Source organism: Rhizobium skierniewicense, assembly GCF_014196515.1.
GTDB lineage: Bacteria > Pseudomonadota > Alphaproteobacteria > Rhizobiales > Rhizobiaceae > Agrobacterium > Agrobacterium skierniewicense.
Window position 1 is genome coordinate 265,390 of the sequence record NZ_JACIDV010000001.1, and the last position, 16,905, is coordinate 282,294.

Here is a 16,905-nt window from a genome sequence, read left to right on the forward strand (position 1 = left end):
ATCATGCGGATTGCCAAATCGGCCCTGATCGACCCGGACAAGAATAGTGTTTATGGAATGGCAGCGGTTGCGCTGTCATTCTTCATCTTTGCCTATTCCTCCAAGTTCGGCATGGTGTCAGTCCTTGCCTATTACGCCCTGTGGCTTCCACTCGTTCTGGTGGATTACCGCCGCGTTCTGGGCAACTATACGCGCTACCTGTGGATTTTCGGTTTCGGTATTCTGACGGTTCTGTCCAGTTTCTGGTCGGAGGCCATGTCCACGACCATGCGCGCCTCCATTCAATATATGACGCATATCGTTTGCGCGCTGATTGCCATGCGTGTCATATCGATCACGACGCTGACGCGTGGTGCGATGATCGGTATTATCGTCGTTCTCTTGTATTCCATGCTGTTCGGCATTTATCTTTTCGATGCTCTGGATGGCACGTTCAGCTTTGTCGGGGCCTTCTCTTCAAAAAACCAACTTGGTTTCTATGCATCTCTTGGCGTTATCTTTGCTGCTGGTTCTGTGCTGGTTCTGCGCCAACGGGATATCCTATGGCTTGGCATCGCCGGCATAACCGGGCTTGTGTCCGCCTACTGCCTCTTGGCCTCGCAGTCAGCCACGTCCGTCATCACCACGGCCGCCGTTGTGGCACTCATCATTGGCTTTCTGCCCATGGGAATGCTCAATCCGGGTAATCGCAAGATGATCTTTCTGGCGCTCGTCGGTGCCGGTGGCCTGCTGGTTGTCGCGTCACTACAATTTGGTCTGCTCGATGCTATCCTCGGCATTTTCGGTAAGGATTCGACGCTCACAGGGCGCACTTATTTATGGCAACAGGGCATCGAAGCCGCAAAGGCGACCCCCATTTTCGGCGTCGGCTATCAGGGTTTCTGGGTCGTTGGTTTCTATGACGCGGAACGTCTTTGGGATGACTTCTTCATCACCTCGCGCAGCGGCTTTCACTTCCATAACACCTATATCGAGACGGTTGTCGAAAACGGCTTTGTTGGGTTGGCACTGCTCGTTATCGTGCTTTATGGCACGCTGTTTGCGCACTTGCGCTCCATACTGGTAAAAAGGAACGACCCGCAGGGCCTCATCCTGTTTGCCCTGTGTGCGCTTTTCGTCGTTCGATCCTTCGTGGAGATCGACATCATCTTTGCCTACCAGATCGGCTCGTTCCTGCTGTATTATGCGGCTGGAAAGCTGACATTGCCGCAACGGGTGGTGGCACCGAGTGACGGCGTTCTTTCCCGCGTTGCCATGCGCCCCATCGCCGGGCGCTAGGGGTTTCTAAAAGAGTGGTGATCTCCACTTCCTGCCTGTCCACACATCAGAAAAGAGTCTTCTTGACTCTTTTCTGAAATAGGAACAAAAAGTGAACAAGTAGTCCTTAAGCGTAAAATGCTCTTGAAAAGTCTCGTGTCATGCATAAACGCGCCGAACAGCTTGTTGTAGAAGAATTGCGGGAGAGGCTTGAGCGGATCACTCAGGGTCAAGCCCGCCACCACGAAACTCTGCCTTTCGGCATTCCTTCCATTGATGATCATCTGCCCGGTGGCGGACTGAAGCTGGGTTGCTTGCATGAGGTCAGCGGCGGCGGCAACGGTGCGATGGATGGTGCCGCGTCGGCCTTGTTTTCGGCAGGCGTTGCGGCGCGTGTGAAAGGAAAGATCCTATGGTGCGTAACCCGGTCCGATCTGTTCATGCCGGCCTTGACGCAGGCGGGCCTGTCGCAAAACCGTCTGATCATCGTGGAATGTCGCGATGAAAAGGGCGTGCTGGACTGTTTCGAAGAAGGTCTGCGCTGCAACGGTTTTGGCGCTGTGGTGGGGGAGGTGTCAAAACTGCCGATGACCATCTCACGTCGGCTGCAATTGGCGGCGGAAGGGTCTGGTGTCGTCGGTCTTGCCATCCGTCGCTGGCGTCATCCTTCCGGCGCTATCGAATTTGGACAGCCGACGGCTGCGGTCACGCGGTGGCGCGTTTCCGTGCGTCCTTCAACGTCTTTGCCCGTGCAGGGAGTGGGAAGGGCGCGCTGGTTTCTGGAGCTTTTGCGGTGTCGTGGTGGCGAATCTAGCAATTTTGAAGTGGAAGCCTGTGATGCAAAGGGTCGTCTCGCTCTACCTGCCGACATGGTCGACAGACCGATACCGCAGAGCACTTGGCAAACAGGCGCCACCGGTTGATCGCCCTGTGGTGATGATTGCCAGACAGGGAAGTCGCCGTGTCATCGCAGCGCAGGATGTGGCAGCATCCGCACTGGGCCTGCGGCTTGGCATGCCCGTCAGCAAGGCTCAAGCCATCATTCCCGGCCTCATTGTCGAGGAGTTGCAGACGGCGGACGATGCAAAAGCGCTGCGCGATCTCGCTTTTTGGTTCCTGCGCATCTATGCACCCATCGTTGCACCTGATCCACCCGCCGGTTTGGTGCTGGATACGACAGGCGCAGATCACTTGCATGGCAATGAGCTGTTAATGCTGAGCGGCATGATCAACCGGATGCACGGGCTCGGGTTTACTGCCCGCGCCGCGATTGCCGATAGCTGGGGGGCAGCACACGCGCTTGCCCGCTTTGGAAAAGAGCCTCTCACCATCGTACCGCGAAATGGTTTGGCTACAGCCCTTGGCCCTCTCCCCTTGGCCGCCCTTCGGCTTGAGCCACGCATCCTATCTGACCTGAAAGTGCTTGGGTTTCACAATATCGCAGACCTCATGGCTGCGGCCCGGGCGCCGCTGACGCTTCGTTTCGGCCCTGAAATCGGGCGCAGGCTGGACCAGGCCCATGGTCTGTTGTCGGAACCGATAGAGCCGATCCGTATCCCCGAACTGGTCGAGACCTTTCGCTTTTTCGCTGAACCTATTTCCGCGGCCGAGACCATTGCGCGTTACACCGAAAAGCTCGTACGCCAGCTTTGCGCCGGGCTGGAAAAGCGTGGCCTTGGCGCACGCCGTGTCGATCTGGTGCTGCACCGGGTCGATAGCGGCATTCAGGCGATCCGAGCTGGAACCTCCAGACCGGTGCGCGATGTCAAACAACTGAGCCGTCTTCTGACGGATAGGATTGATACGATCAACCCCGGCTTTGGCATTGAAAAAATGATCCTGACCGCTAGCCACGCGGAAGCACTTGTGCCGGGGCAGGCTCGTTCCACCCTGCTTGACGAGTCAAAAGCCGATATCGGTGAAACGGTTGATGTCCTCATCAACCGTGGTCACAAGGTCTATCGTTACAGTGCTGTCGCCAGCGATGTGCCCGAACGTTCCGTCCAGATGGTCGCTGCACACTCTGCCGACGATACGCTTGGCTGGCCGGACCACTGGCCACGTCCGGTCCGCCTGCTTTCGCGGCCAGAGCCGATCCAGACCATGGCACTGTTGCCGGACCACCCCCCCAAAAGCTTCACCTGGCGCGGCATACGGCGTCTGGTAAAGCGTGCCGATGGGCCGGAACGCGTCTTCGGCGAATGGTGGAAACGCGACCGCGAACAGGCCGCTGTCCGGGATTATTTCACCGTTGAAGACGAGAGCGGCGAGCGCTTCTGGATTTTCCGCTCCGGTGATGGCGAACACGCCAACACGGGTTCTCAAGGCTGGTTTCTCCATGGAATATTCGGATGAGTGACCGCTATGCAGAGCTTCAGGTCACATCGCATTTTTCGTTTCTTCGGGGTGTGAGTTCCTGTGAAGAGCTGTTCGAGCACGCAGCATTATTGGGGATCGAAGCTCTGGGCATTGTGGATCGCAATAGCCTGGCAGGTATCGTGCGGGCGCATCAGGCAGCCAAGCACCACGGCGTTCGGCTTGTCGTTGGTTGCCGTCTCGATCTCGCCGATGATATTTCGGTACTCGTCTATCCCACCAACCGTCCCGCTTACGCGCGCCTTTGTAGGTTGCTGTCACTCGGCAAAGGGCGGGCGGGTAAAGGCAAGTGCCACCTGATGTGGGATGATCTCGTTGCCTATGGCGAAGGCTTTCTTGTCGTTCTATTGCCTGATCTGGCAGATGAGACGTGCGCCACTCGCCTTCGCCGCTTGAAGACAGATTTTGGCGAGAGGGCATATATGGCTATGAGCCTGCGCCGCAGGCCAAACGATCAGATGCGTCTTCATGAATTGTCCCATATGGCGTCTCGGGCAGGCGTGCCGACCGTTATCACCAACGACGTTCTTTTCCATGTCCCAGAGCGGAGAATGTTGCAGGATGTAGTGACCTGCATCAGGCATAATGTCAGCATCGATGAAGCTGGTTTTCGTCGTGAGCGTCACGCCGACCGTTACTTAAAGACGCCTGTGGAAATGCATCGACTGTTTTTCCGTTACCCGGAAGCGTTGGGTCGCACGCTGGAGATTGCCAACCGCTGTACATTCTCTCTGGATGAACTTGCTTATCAATATCCTGAGGAGAAAACGCAGCCGGGTCTGACGGCGCAAGAAGCTTTGGAGAAGTTCGTATGGAAGGCGGTGCCAAAACGTTACCCAGAAGGATTACCCGAAAAGGTCGAGAATAGTCTGAAGCATGAACTGGCGCTGATCGCAAAGCTAAAATATGCGCCTTATTTTCTGACTGTTAACGCCATTGTTCGTTTCGCTCGCGGGGAAGATATTCTGTGTCAAGGGCGCGGATCGGCTGCCAATTCGGCTGTCTGCTATGTGCTGGGTATTACTGCCATCAACCCCATGGAAAATGACCTCCTGTTTGAACGCTTCATTTCGGAAAAAAGAGGCGAGCCACCGGATATTGATGTCGATTTTGAACATCAGCGACGCGAAGAAGTCATTCAGTGGGTTTACGACAATTACGGGAGAGACAAGGCCGCACTCTGTGCTGTCGTCACGCGATATCGCGCCAAGGGTGCGCTTCGTGATGTTGGAAAGGTATTGGGCCTGCCCGAAGACCTGACCAAAATCATGTCTTCGCAAGTCTGGTGGTGGAGTGATGGTGTTGGTGAAAAGGAAGCCAAGGACCTCAACATTAATCTGGATGACCGCCGCATCAAACTGGCCTTCGACCTTGCGAAACAACTAATTGGCACTCCGCGCCATCATAGTCAGCATCCCGGCGGCTTTGTGCTGACACATGACAGGCTGGACGAATTGGTGCCGATAGAGCCGGCGACGATGAAGGATCGACAGATCATCGAATGGGATAAAGACGATATCGATATCCTCAAATTCATGAAAATGGACTGTTTGGCGCTCGGCATGCTGTCCTGTATGAAGCGCGGCTTTGATATGCTGGAAGATCGGTTAGGAAAAAAATTCGATCTTGCTGCAATACCGCATCACGAACCTACCTACGACATGATCTGCAAAGCCGACACGATTGGTACGTTTCAGATTGAAAGCAGGGCGCAAATGTCGATGCTGCCACGGCTGAAGCCTCGGAAACTTTATGATCTGGTTATTCAGGTGGCCATTGTTCGCCCCGGTCCTATCCAGGGAGATATGGTGCACCCCTATTTGCGGAGGCGCGAGGGCAAGGAAGCAGTGGTCTACGAGCGACCAGAACTTGAAAAAGTTCTACATAAAACGCTGGGCGTCCCTCTTTTTCAGGAGCAGGCTATGCGTATTGCTATCGATTGCGCAAAATTTTCTCCTGATCAGGCCGACCAATTAAGAAGAGCCATGGCAACGTTTAAGAATGTCGGCACCATCGCAACATTCAAAAAAAAGTTGATAGACGGTCTGGTTGCCAACAAATTCAGCGAGGAATTCGCAACGCGTATTTTTAAGCAACTTGAAGGTTTCGGAAGTTACGGCTTCCCCGAAAGCCATGCTGCCTCATTCGCTTTGGTGGCCTACGCATCCGCATGGCTGAAATGTAATCACCCCGATATTTTCTGTGCAGCTCTTCTGAACTCCCAACCCATGGGTTTCTATGCCCCGGCGCAGCTGGTTCGCGACGCTCAAAATCACGGGGTCGTGGTGCGCCCCGTCTGCATCAACACAAGTCGTTGGGATTGTACGCTGGAAGAGGAAGTCGGGCCGCAGCGAAATGCCGTTCGCCTTGGTATGTGTCTGGTCAAGGGGCTGTCCAACACGCATGCGGGCCGCATCATAGCGTGCCGCGAAGATCGACCGTTCGTATCCATCGATGACCTATGGCGAAGGGCAGGCATACCCTCGGCGGCGCTGGTCGCGCTTGCGGAAGCGGATGCCTTCCTGCCATCACTTGGGCTTTCCCGCCGCCAGGCTCTTTGGGCCATCAAGGCGCTGCGCGATGAGCCGTTGCCTTTGTTTGCGTCGGCTGCCATGCGCCTAAACAGTGTCATCGCCGAGTTGGACGAGCCAGAGGTTGCCCTGCGTCCCATGACGGCAGGTGGCGAGGTCGTGCAGGATTACGGCCATGTCGGTCTGACCTTGCGCCAGCACCCCATGGCGTTTCTGCGTGATGATCTTTCCCGGCGACGAATGTTCACCTGTGCTCAGGCCGTTGCTGCAAAAGATGGCCGCTGGCTGGAAGTCGCTGGGCTTGTTCTGGTGCGCCAGCGGCCGGGTTCGGCCAACGGCGTCGTCTTCATGACGCTGGAGGATGAAACGGGCATTGCCAATGCCGTCGTCTGGGTCAAAACCTTCGAAAAATATCGGCGTGTCGTTCTATCGGCGGGAATGGTCGGGATTTATGGGAAAATCCAGCGTGAAGGAGAGGTCGTGCATCTCGTCGCTCACCGCATCACTGATCTTTCAGATGTGCTGAAAAGCGTCGGCGAAAGGGAAGGACCGTTTCCATTGCCGCATGGCCGAGGTGATGAATTTCATCACGGCATTCCGTCCGAAGACCGGCGTGGCCTGCCGAGGCGATCGGATATGCACGACGATGGAGGGGATCAAATCATCGTCAAGGGCCGCAATTTTCATTGAAGCTTAGAACGTTCCATTTAACAAGGAAGCGCTCTAAAGCGATATCCTATCAAGTCACTCGGCGATTGCTTTCTTGATCCGGTCCTTGCCCACCAGTATGACCTGCCCCATGGCCTTGATAGCAGCACCTTCATCCCGGGCCGCTATGGCATGCACGATGCGCAGGTGGTTGGATGCAATTTCAGAAATCGTCTCAGGCGACGATGCGGGCGAGGAGAGCTGGAAGGAAATGGCCAGTGCCGCCTCGATCAGACCGCTGGCAGAGCGCATGAACGGGTTGCCGGAAATGCGTGCCACGGCCAGGTGAAATTCGAGATCGACCTTGGCGATGGTCTCGGGTGTGTGGTTCGCATTGTCGAACCGGGCGGCAATGGCATAGAGAGAAACAATGTCCTCGCTTGATGCATGGCGTGCGGCTGCGGCTGCAGCTGCAGGCTCCAGCGCCAGCCGGATGTCGGCCAGATGGTTGATGAATTCGGGGTCCAGACCCGCATCACAACGCCAGCCCAGAACGTCGGGATCGAAGAAATTCCAGCTGGATTTTTCCAGAACACGCGTGCCGACCTTGGCTTTGGGCTCTACCAGGCGCTTGGCAGCCAACGTCTTCATCGTCTCGCGCAGCACCGTGCGGGAGACACCGAAACGGAGGGAAAGTTCGGCATCATTCGGCAGAAGAGAATTTTCGGGGATGCGTCCCGATACGATGGCGCTGCCGAGTTCAGCCACGACATGCGCGTGGCTGCTGCGCCGCTTTCGTCCGGTAATCGTCGTTTCCAGCAGCCCCAATAAAATGCCTCCGTGGCTATCCTTATGCCGGATGCGCTCCAGCCAGCCTTCTGTTTGAATACCAGATGATGGTGCGTTGCAACACGATGAAGACGAACAGCAGTATGCCGATGACGATTTTCGTCCACCAGGATGACAAGGTGCCATCAAAAACGATGTATGTCTGGATCAGCCCCTGTATCAATAGACCAACGAAGGTCCCCGCCACGAGGCCGGTGCCGCCGGTCAGAAGCGTGCCTCCGATGACGACGGCTGCGATGGCATCGAGCTCCATCCCGACTGTCGCCAGCGAATAACCCGACGAGGTATAGAGTGTGTAGACGATACCGGCGAGGCCCGACAGAAAGCCCGAGAGAGCATAGATGCCGATGATGGTCTTGCCGATGGGAACACCCATCAGCTCTGCCGATTGCTGATTGCCACCCAGCGCGTAGATGTTGGCCCCGAACCGCGTCCGGCTGGCAAGGATGCCGCCCACAACAAACACGATCAGCATGACCATGGCCAGTGCCGTCAACCGCCCGCCGCCGGGTACTCTCATGTAAAAGCCCTGAATGGCATCGATGACGGGATGCGAGATCGGCACGGATTGCGTCGATATCAGATAGGCGGCGCCCCGCGCCAGAAACATGCCTGCCAGGGTTACTACGAATGGCGGGATCGACAGGAAGCGGATCATCGCGCCCATCAGGCAGCCGAAAATCGTGGAGATGACGAGCACGGCTGCAAAAGCCGCCAGAGGATGAACGTTGTAGGTTCCAACCAGTACCGCCACGAATACGCTGGCAAAGGCAATGACCGAACCGATGGAGAGGTCGATGCCGCCGGACAGGATGACAAAGGTCATGCCGACGGCTGCGATGCCGAGAAACGCGTTATCGGTCAGCAAATTGCCGACGACCCGGGTCGAGAACATCGCGGGATACTGAATGACGCAGAGGACATAGGCGACGACGAAAACCGCCAGCGTCGTTAGGAACGGAAGATTGCGGATGTGGATCATCGCGTTGCTCCCTCATGGTTGACGGCCTGAGACGGCGTGGCTGAATCGGGTACCTTGCGGGACTTCGTAAAGCCGATCAGGGTTCCGATTGCCGGTGACTGCAGTGTCAGCACGATGATGATGATGCCCGCCTTGATGATGAGATTGAATTCCGGCGGGAAGCCGGAGACCAGAATGCCGGTGTTGATGGTCTGGATGATCAATGCGCCGATCAATGACGCGGTGATCGAGAAACGTCCGCCATTCAGGGAGGTGCCGCCGATGACGACGGCCAGAATGGCGTCAAGCTCAAGCCATAGGCCAGCATTGTTGGCATCGGCACCGCGGATGTCGGCGGTGACAATCATGCCCGCAACGGCTGCGCAAAGGCCTGATATGGCATAGACGAAGAAAAGCAGAAAACGGGCGCGCACACCGGCCAGGGCTGCGGCGCGGCGGTTGATGCCGGTGGCTTCGATGAGAAAACCCAAGGCCGTCTTGCGCACGAGAGTGCCCACCAGCAAAGCCGTGAGCACCCAGATGATGACAGGCATGGGAATGCCGGCAAACGCGCCAACGCCGATGGCGGAAAAACTGTCATTGTTGAAGGTCAGGATGACGCCTTCCGTGATGAGCTGCGCGATACCACGCCCGGCGACCATCAGGATCAGCGTTGCGATGATCGGCTGAATGTCCAGAACGGCGACAAGAATACCGTTCCAGATACCGCAGGCGATGCCCACAGTGAGCGAAACGGCGATAACCACGGGGATAGACTGGTCGCTGCTGATCAGCGTTGCTGCAACCGCGCCACAGATGGCGATGACAGCGCCGATGGACAGGTCGATGCCCTTTGTGGCGATGACCAGTGTCATGCCGATGGTCAGCAGTGCCACGGGTGCCGCGCGCACCAGAATGTCGATAACGCTGCCGTACAGTCGACCGTTCTGAAAAGAAATATTCAGGAAACCAGGCGAGATAAGCGCGATAGCACCAAGAATGATGATGAGTGCGACGAGCTGAGGTGTGAGCCGTTTCATGCGGGCGGTAACGCTCTTCATCATGCCGCCTCCGTTCTGGCGGCACTGGCAATAGCTTGCATGATGTTGTCGGCGGTCACGTCGCCCCCTTTGAGTTCGGCAACATGTCGGCGGTCCGACAGCACGATAACGCGGTGTGCGACAGCGGTCAGTTCTTCCAGTTCCGAGGATATGACGATGAGCGACATGCCCTGCGAACAGAGCCGCTCGATCATCTTCAGGATTTCTGCGTGGGCACCGATGTCGATGCCGCGTGTCGGTTCATCGAGAATGAGCAGGCGCGGCTCGGTGGCCAACCACCGGGCAAGAATTGCCTTTTGCTGGTTGCCGCCGGAGAGGAACTTGATCGGGCGTTCGCGATCCGCTGGGCGGATGTCGAGTGACTTGATGAAGCCATCCGCCAACACGGACTTTTGTTTATGAGACAGGGGACGCATCCATCCCTGCCGGGCTTGCAGGGCAAGCGCGATATTATCCGCCACCGAGAAGTCGCCGATAATGCCGTCCGTCTTGCGCTCTTCCGGACAAAATCCGAAACCATTGTCGATTGCCACCTCCGGCGACGTGATTGCAACTGCTTTGCCATCGATGCTGGCCTGGCCAGCGTCCGGCTTGTCGATGCCGAACAGGAGAAAGGCCGTCTCTGTGCGTCCGGATCCGAGAAGTCCTGCAATGCCGACGACTTCACCGGGGCGAACATCGAGATCGAACGGCTCGACACTGCCGCGCTTGCCATAGCCCTCAAAACGGATGGGAGCGTCGCCGTTCACCACGGTATCATCAGGCGCCTGACGGTCATGAGTTACGCTTAACAGCTCGCGTCCCAGCATCATCGAGATGAGGTCGCCGCGGGGCAATTCGGAGATCTGGCGGGTGCCGACAAGCTTGCCGTTGCGCAGCACCGTCACGCGGTCGGCGATGTCATAGACCTGGTTGAGGAAATGGGTGATGATGACGATACCAAGGCCCTCGGCGCGCAGCTGGCGCAGAACGGTAAACAGCATTTCGACTTCGTGGCTGTCGAGACTGGCGGTGGGTTCATCCAGAACCAGCACTTTGCCCGAGAGATCGACGGCGCGCGCGATAGCGATAATCTGGCGGATCGCGACCGAATAGCTGGAGAGCAGGGCATCCACATTGATAGAAAGCCCGTAGCGGGCCAGCAGTTTTTCCGCCCTTACGCGCATTTCGCGCCGGTCTATCAGGCCGAAGCGGCGCGGTTGTCTGCCCAGAAACAGGTTTTCGGCAACGGTCAGGTTCTCAAGAAGATTGACTTCCTGATACACGGTGCCAATGCCGAGATCTTGCGCCTCCGTGACTGTGGTCGGCGAAATCTCCGTGCCATCCAGACGGATGGTGCCCCGGTCGCGATGATAGACGCCGGTCAGAATTTTGATGAGTGTCGATTTCCCCGCACCGTTCTCACCCAGCAAAGCATGCACTTCGCCGCGGTTGAGCGATAGATCGACATTATCGAGAGCAGCGATGCCGAGGAACGATTTTCCTATGGCGCGCGCTTCCAGAAGGGGGCTGGTTTCGGGCATGGTCAAGTCCTGCACGGTCCGTTGGTGGGAACGGCGCTCGGCGCGCCGCTCCCGAAGCTGAAGCTGGCTTAGTAGCCCAGTCCCTTCTTCTCCTCGTACACTTTCATCGGATCATCAGACGCCGTGTAGAGTTTGGATTCCGTCTGGATCCACTTTGCCGGCTCTTTTTTGTCCTTCAGATAGGCTTCGAGCGCATCAAAAGCGGGACCAGCCATGTTCGGCGTCAGCTCCACCGTCGCATTGGCTTCACCGGCAGCCATCGCCTTGAAGATATCGGGAACGGCATCGATGGAGACGACCTTGATATCGGTGCCAGGCTTCAGGCCAGCTTCCTTGATAGCCTGGATTGCGCCGACGGCCATGTCGTCATTGTGGGCGTAGACTGCGCAAATGGTCTTGCCGCCGCCTTCAGCCTTGATGAAGCTTTCCATGACTTCCTTGCCCTTGGTGCGGGTAAAGTCGCCGGTCTGCGAGCGAACGATCTTGATGTTGGCATGCGATGCGATGCCTTCCTCAAAACCCTTCTTGCGATTAATCGCAGGTGAAGAACCGGTGGTGCCCTGAAGCTCAACGACCTTGCAGTCCTTGGAGCCAACATCCTTGGCCAGCCATTCACCAGCGACCTTGCCTTCATGAACCTGATCGGATGTCACGGCAGTCAGATACAGGCTGTCTGGAGCCTCGATCTGGCGGTCCAGAAGAATCACGGGGATCTTCTCTTCCTTGGCTTCCTTCAACACGGCGTCCCAGCCGGTTGCGACGACAGGTGCGATGAAGATCGCATCGACGCCCTGTGCGATAAAGCCTCTAACAGCCTTGATCTGGTTTTCCTGCTTTTGTTGTGCGTCGGCAAATTTCAGCGTCACACCACGTTTTTCAGCCTGCTGCTTCGTCACGGTCGTTTCAGCGGCACGCCAACCCGATTCAGATCCGATCTGCGAGAAGCCAACAGTCAGAGATTGTGCTGATACGCCTGATGCCAGACATACGGAAAGGGCGACGGTAACCGCCGCAAGTGCTTTTTTCATCTGTAATCCTCCCAGAGATGAATTCGGCTAAGACGGGCCGATATGAGCATATAGTATTATCTTTGAAAAGTGGCTTTTGAGCGTTTTCTTATGTTGAGGTGGTCTTTGAAACTGAGAAATCTGGAATTTATCCTTATTTTGCAATAGAAAGTTGGTCGAAAATAATTCTTGTGAGGCTGGCAAGTGGCCAGGGAACTCGCCTTGACAATAAATGCTTTGGCAAATTAGTAATACGAATACCGAAGCGCTGATTGTTGCGATTGACGGAGCAAGTCAATTGTCGCAGATGAGAGCAGGCAAAAGAAGAATTCAGGGCGGAAATTTCGTGACGATCGTCATCGACTGTCTTCAAAAGGTCGAAACATTCCGGTGCTGTCCTCAGCTGGACCTGCCTCGCGCTAGCGATCGCCGAGGTCTTTTTCTCTTTTCCTCATCATAAGGTCGTCGCAATCCTGTTGTCGTACCCATTTGCCATTTCCGGCTGGAGATCAAAGTTATGAAAGACCTGACCAACCTACCCACAACGCAGGCAAAGGGCGGAAAGCTGCGTTCTCGCGCATGGTTCGACAATCCTGATAACGCCGACATGACGGCGCTTTATCTGGAGCGCTACATGAATTTCGGCCTCAGCCAGGCGGAACTGCAGTCGGATCGTCCGATCATCGGCATCGCCCAGACGGGGTCGGACCTGTCACCGTGTAACCGCCACCACCTGGAACTGGCGCACCGTCTGCGCGAAGGCATCCGCGAAGCGGGCGGCATTGCCATCGAATTTCCGGTTCACCCCATTCAGGAAACCGGCAAGCGCCCGACAGCGGGTCTCGACCGTAACCTTGCCTATCTCGGCCTCGTGGAAGTGCTGTACGGCTATCCGCTCGATGGCGTCGTGCTGACCATCGGCTGCGACAAGACGACGCCTGCCTGTCTTATGGCGGCGGCCACCGTCAACATTCCCGCCATCGCGCTCTCCGTCGGCCCGATGCTGAACGGCTGGTTCCGTGGTGAACGCACCGGTTCCGGCACCATCGTCTGGAAAGCCCGCGAACTTCTGGCCAAGGGCGAAATCGACTATGCCGGTTTCGTCAAGCTGGTTGCTTCCTCGGCTCCGTCCACCGGCTATTGCAACACCATGGGCACGGCCACGACCATGAATTCGCTCGCCGAAGCACTCGGCATGCAGTTGCCGGGTTCCGCCGCCATTCCAGCGCCTTACCGCGACCGCCAGGAAATTTCCTACCTCACCGGTCTGCGCATCGTTGAAATGGTCAAGGAAGACCTGAAGCCTTCCGACATCATGACGAAGGACGCGTTCATCAACGCCATCCGCGTCAACTCGGCCATTGGCGGTTCCACCAACGCGCCGATCCATCTGAACGGTCTAGCCCGTCACCTCGATGTCGAGCTGACGGTCGATGACTGGCAGACATACGGTGAAGAGGTACCATTGCTGGTCAACCTTCAGCCTGCCGGTGAGTATCTCGGCGAAGACTATTACCACGCAGGCGGCGTTCCCGCTGTCGTCAACCAGTTGATGACACAAGGCCTCATCAAGGAAGACGCGATGACGGTCAACGGCAAGACCATCGGCGAAAACTGCCGTGGCGCCATCATCGAAGACGAAAAGGTCATTCGTCCGTTCGATCAGCCGCTCAAGCAACGTGCCGGCTTCCGTGTTCTGCGTGGCAACCTGTTCTCGTCGGCCATCATGAAGACCAGCGTGATTTCGCCTGAGTTCCGTGAGCGTTACCTGTCCAACCCGAACGACCCGGAAGCCTTCGAAGGCAAGGCGGTCGTGTTCGATGGTCCGGAAGATTACCACCACCGCATCGACGATCCATCGCTCGGTATCGATGCCAACACGGTTCTGTTCATGCGCGGTGCCGGTCCCATCGGTTATCCGGGTGCTGCCGAAGTCGTCAACATGCGCGCGCCGGACTATCTGCTCAAGCAGGGCGTCACGTCGCTTCCCTGCATCGGTGATGGCCGCCAGTCCGGGACCTCGGGCAGCCCGTCCATCCTGAACGCATCGCCGGAAGCTGCCGCAGGCGGCGGTCTCGCGATCCTTCAGACCGGCGACCGGGTGCGGATCGATGTGGGCAAGGGCAAGGCCGATATCCTGATTTCTGCCGAAGAACTTGCCAAGCGTTACGACGCGCTGGCCGCATCTGGCGGTTACAAGTTCCCTGACCATCAGACCCCATGGCAGGAAATCCAGCGTGGCCTCGTCGGCCAGATGGAAACCGGCGCGGTTCTGGAAAATGCCGTCAAGTACCAGCGCATCGCCCAGACCAAGGGCGTCCCTCGCGACAACCACTGACGTCGCTTGACACTCAAAAACACCGGCTGGTTTCAGCCGGTGTTTTCGTCTTTGTCGCGCAGTCCTTCTACTCGGCGTGCATCACCGTAATGGCGCCATCGCGGGTGATTTTCACCGCAGATAGCCGCCCCGTCATAAACGCACCGGTATCTACATTCAGACGATTGTCGGAAAGCGATACAGTGCGCACAGGCGTATGGCCGTGCACGGTCATGAACAGGTTGTCGGCACCCGGAACGGTCTGATCCTTTGGCCTTATCCACAACAGATGCTTGTCGTGCTGCCTTTGCAGCGGCACACCGTTCACGACCCCCGCATGGACGAAACAGAAGCCGGGCACCGCCAGCAGCGATGGCAGCGATGTCATGAAGTCGATATGGCTCTGCGGAATGTGTTCGTGAAGCCGTGCTTTCAGGCTTTTCTTATCTGCCGGTATCTCCCCGATCCCGTAGGATTTCAGCGTTTCCATTCCGCCGAACTCAAGCCAGAGATGGTCTTCTCGCGGATCGCTTAGAAAATCCAGCATCGTCGCCTCGTGGTTTCCCGCAAGGCAAAAGCGATCGATATCACCGGATATCGGCTGCATCAGCTCATGAATGACGTAGGAGGATTTCGGACCGCGGTCGATGTAGTCTCCCAGCATCACGATCCATTTGGAGCCGTGTATGTGCGCGGCATCGCTCAGGATCTTCTTCTGCAACGCCTGCAACAGATCAAAGCACCCGTGAACATCGCCGATGGCATAGATAATGTCGGGCCTGTCATGCGAGAACAATTTTCGGCGCATCTGGGGTGTTTGCATCGTCTTTGGACCTTCCTCGCGGTTGGGCGACGCCGCGAATTCATGGAAAAGCTATGAACGATTAGGCTTAACGCAGCATTGACAGTGGGCCTGATCCGCACATTGTCCCTAAAATCGTCTCTTTTGCATGGGTTTTTGGTATGACCGATACAAATAACGGGAGGTGCTTATGACGCTACAGAACCGGGTCGATCCCTTTGGAGACATCGTCGCTCTTCCGTTGCGCGGGCTTTTTACCGGCAATCGTGGCATGATTCATGACCCTCGAACCAAAACCCTCACGACGAAACGGTGGACCTCGAAGGCGTGGCTGGTGTGCAATTGCGATTATAAGAAAGTGCGCCGCGATGTCATGGCGACACGCGGCTGGACCGAACTTTTCTTCTTTGACGAAGCGACAGCTTTGGCGGCCGGTCACCGCCCATGCTTCCAGTGCCGCCGTGATGACGCCGATCGGTTCCGGAGCGCTTGGGCAGCCGGGAATGGCGTCTCCCCTCCCAGCTCCAAAGACATGGACAGCGTGCTTCATCGGGAGAGGCTCCAGTCTCGCCGCAAACGGTTGAACATGCTGCTATCGCCTCTGGAACATTTGCCAGATGGCGCCATGATTGCCGCTGCGGGGAATGCTTTTCTGATTGTCGAGGGCAAGCCGTATCACTGGGATGCAGATGGATATCAACCGGTGCAGACCTTGCCATTCGTCGACGGGTTGCTCACGCCGCCCTCTACGCTCAACACCCTGCACGCCGGATACACACCGCGTCTGCACCCGTCGCTTTCAACGAAACAGGAAACGGTCGCATGATGGATGATCTGTTTTCTGGCCTCGAAGCGGCGGCCCCGAAGCGTGTCGAGATGGCAGATGGCGCATGGCTGTTGCGTCATCATGCATTGGATGTTTCCTCGACGCTCTTGCACGCCGTCGACCAGATCTCGTCCGCCGCCCCTTTTCGCCACATGGTCACTCCGGGCGGTTTTTCCATGTCAGTCGCCATGACGAATTGTGGACCCTTTGGCTGGGTGACGGACCGCAGAGGATACCGGTATCAAACCACTGATCCCGAGAGTGGAAAACCATGGCCAGCCATGCCGCAAAGCTTTCAGTCGCTGGCCGAAAGTGCTGCACGGGACGCTGGCTATCCAGATTTTATCCCCAATGCCTGTCTGATCAACCGCTACGAGCCGGGCGCGAAAATGTCTCTCCATCAGGACAAGGACGAGAAAGATTTCACCAATCCCATTGTTTCGGTGTCGTTGGGCCTGCCTGCCACCTTTCAGTTCGGTGGCATGAACCGAACCGATCCGGTGCGCAAACATGTGCTCAGTCATGGTGATGTCGTCGTCTGGGGCGGTCCTTCCCGCCTGTTCTTCCATGGCATTATGCCGTTGAAGGACGGCATCCACGACGCCGCCGGACGGGCACGCATCAATCTGACGTTCCGCCATGCGGCTGTGTGACATCCCGTTAATCAGCGAATCCTACACAACTGTTAACTGTAAATCGCATTAAGTCGCCCGCGAGGGCACTGATTTACCTGTCGTTTCCGAAATG

13 protein-coding genes are annotated in these 16,905 nt (G+C 56.8%); 7 read left to right on the forward strand and 6 right to left on the reverse strand.

The window, feature by feature from the left end; genetic code table 11:
• Positions 1–3: 3 nt before the first annotated feature.
• From GGQ73_RS01180 to GGQ73_RS01195, 4 genes are all read left to right on the forward strand, one after another.
• A complete protein-coding gene (locus GGQ73_RS01180; RefSeq protein WP_183893301.1) occupies positions 4–1,278 on the forward strand; it encodes an O-antigen ligase family protein in 1,275 nt (424 codons plus the stop codon).
• 140 nt (positions 1,279–1,418) lie between these two features.
• Entirely contained in the window at positions 1,419–2,180 is a 762-nt protein-coding gene (locus tag GGQ73_RS01185) for an ImuA family protein (RefSeq protein WP_183893303.1), read from the forward strand.
• Positions 2,095–3,612, forward strand: coding sequence for a Y-family DNA polymerase (locus GGQ73_RS01190; protein ID WP_183893305.1), 1,518 nt, complete (start codon positions 2,095–2,097; stop codon positions 3,610–3,612). The genes GGQ73_RS01185 and GGQ73_RS01190 overlap by 86 nt, the downstream gene beginning before the upstream one ends.
• Positions 3,609–6,854, forward strand: coding sequence for an error-prone DNA polymerase (locus GGQ73_RS01195; RefSeq protein ID WP_183893307.1), 3,246 nt, complete (start codon positions 3,609–3,611; stop codon positions 6,852–6,854). The genes GGQ73_RS01190 and GGQ73_RS01195 overlap by 4 nt, the downstream gene beginning before the upstream one ends.
• A 54-nt stretch (positions 6,855–6,908) precedes the next feature.
• Here GGQ73_RS01195 and GGQ73_RS01200 read toward each other — a convergent pair whose 3' ends face one another.
• From GGQ73_RS01200 to ytfQ, 5 genes are all read right to left on the reverse strand, one after another.
• Positions 6,909–7,640: a FadR/GntR family transcriptional regulator gene (locus GGQ73_RS01200; protein WP_174155116.1), complete on the reverse strand. Its 732-nt coding sequence runs from the start codon at positions 7,638–7,640 to the stop codon at positions 6,909–6,911.
• Between the two features lie 22 nt (positions 7,641–7,662).
• Positions 7,663–8,643 carry a galactofuranose ABC transporter, permease protein YjfF gene (gene yjfF / locus GGQ73_RS01205; RefSeq protein WP_183893309.1) on the reverse strand — a complete coding sequence of 327 codons (981 nt, stop codon included), beginning with the start codon at positions 8,641–8,643 and terminating at the stop codon, positions 7,663–7,665.
• Entirely contained in the window at positions 8,640–9,683 is a 1,044-nt protein-coding gene (locus GGQ73_RS01210) for an ABC transporter permease (protein ID WP_183893311.1), read from the reverse strand. The genes yjfF and GGQ73_RS01210 overlap by 4 nt, the downstream gene beginning before the upstream one ends.
• On the reverse strand, positions 9,683–11,206 hold the full coding sequence (locus GGQ73_RS01215) for a sugar ABC transporter ATP-binding protein (RefSeq protein WP_183893313.1): 1,524 nt from the start codon (positions 11,204–11,206) through the stop codon (positions 9,683–9,685). Before GGQ73_RS01215 ends, GGQ73_RS01210 begins: the two co-directional genes overlap by 1 nt.
• 68 nt (positions 11,207–11,274) lie before the next feature.
• Positions 11,275–12,234 (reverse strand): galactofuranose ABC transporter, galactofuranose-binding protein YtfQ, encoded by a 960-nt coding sequence (gene ytfQ / locus GGQ73_RS01220; protein ID WP_183893315.1) that lies wholly within the window; start codon positions 12,232–12,234, stop codon positions 11,275–11,277.
• Between the two features lie 496 nt (positions 12,235–12,730).
• On the opposite strand from ytfQ, the gene GGQ73_RS01225 reads away from it, so the two are divergent.
• On the forward strand, positions 12,731–14,551 hold the full coding sequence (locus tag GGQ73_RS01225; RefSeq protein ID WP_174155107.1) for an IlvD/Edd family dehydratase: 1,821 nt from the start codon (positions 12,731–12,733) through the stop codon (positions 14,549–14,551).
• Between the two features lie 67 nt (positions 14,552–14,618).
• On the opposite strand, the gene GGQ73_RS01230 is transcribed toward GGQ73_RS01225, so the two are convergent.
• Positions 14,619–15,353, reverse strand: a complete 735-nt coding sequence (locus GGQ73_RS01230) for a metallophosphoesterase (protein ID WP_183893317.1) — start codon at positions 15,351–15,353, stop codon at positions 14,619–14,621.
• A 169-nt stretch (positions 15,354–15,522) separates the two neighbouring features.
• Here GGQ73_RS01230 and GGQ73_RS01235 point away from each other — a divergent pair, with 169 nt between their 5' ends.
• Together GGQ73_RS01235 and alkB are read left to right on the forward strand one after the other, a co-directional pair.
• Positions 15,523–16,158, forward strand: coding sequence for a hypothetical protein (locus GGQ73_RS01235; RefSeq protein WP_183893319.1), 636 nt, complete (start codon positions 15,523–15,525; stop codon positions 16,156–16,158).
• Positions 16,158–16,811: a DNA oxidative demethylase AlkB gene (gene alkB, locus GGQ73_RS01240; RefSeq protein WP_183893769.1), complete on the forward strand. Its 654-nt coding sequence runs from the start codon at positions 16,158–16,160 to the stop codon at positions 16,809–16,811. Before GGQ73_RS01235 ends, alkB begins: the two co-directional genes overlap by 1 nt.
• Positions 16,812–16,905: the final 94 nt, after the last annotated feature.

Bases quoted from the DNA above. Each gene is read 5' to 3' on its own strand.
- GGQ73_RS01185 (WP_183893303.1), top strand. From the start codon at position 1,419: ATGCATAAACGCGCCGAACAGCTTGTTGTAGAAGAATTGCGGGAGAGG.
- GGQ73_RS01210 (WP_183893311.1), bottom strand. From the start codon at position 9,683: ATGAAGAGCGTTACCGCCCGCATGAAACGGCTCACACCTCAGCTCGTC.
- yjfF (WP_183893309.1), bottom strand. From the start codon at position 8,643: ATGATCCACATCCGCAATCTTCCGTTCCTAACGACGCTGGCGGTTTTC.
- ytfQ (WP_183893315.1), bottom strand. From the start codon at position 12,234: ATGAAAAAAGCACTTGCGGCGGTTACCGTCGCCCTTTCCGTATGTCTG.
- GGQ73_RS01195 (WP_183893307.1), top strand. From the start codon at position 3,609: ATGAGTGACCGCTATGCAGAGCTTCAGGTCACATCGCATTTTTCGTTT.
- GGQ73_RS01190 (WP_183893305.1), top strand. From the start codon at position 2,095: ATGCAAAGGGTCGTCTCGCTCTACCTGCCGACATGGTCGACAGACCGA.
- GGQ73_RS01225 (WP_174155107.1), top strand. From the start codon at position 12,731: ATGAAAGACCTGACCAACCTACCCACAACGCAGGCAAAGGGCGGAAAG.
- GGQ73_RS01235 (WP_183893319.1), top strand. From the start codon at position 15,523: ATGACGCTACAGAACCGGGTCGATCCCTTTGGAGACATCGTCGCTCTT.
- GGQ73_RS01215 (WP_183893313.1), bottom strand. From the start codon at position 11,206: ATGCCCGAAACCAGCCCCCTTCTGGAAGCGCGCGCCATAGGAAAATCG.
- GGQ73_RS01180 (WP_183893301.1), top strand. From the start codon at position 4: ATGCGGATTGCCAAATCGGCCCTGATCGACCCGGACAAGAATAGTGTT.
- alkB (WP_183893769.1), top strand. From the start codon at position 16,158: ATGGATGATCTGTTTTCTGGCCTCGAAGCGGCGGCCCCGAAGCGTGTC.
- GGQ73_RS01230 (WP_183893317.1), bottom strand. From the start codon at position 15,353: ATGCAAACACCCCAGATGCGCCGAAAATTGTTCTCGCATGACAGGCCC.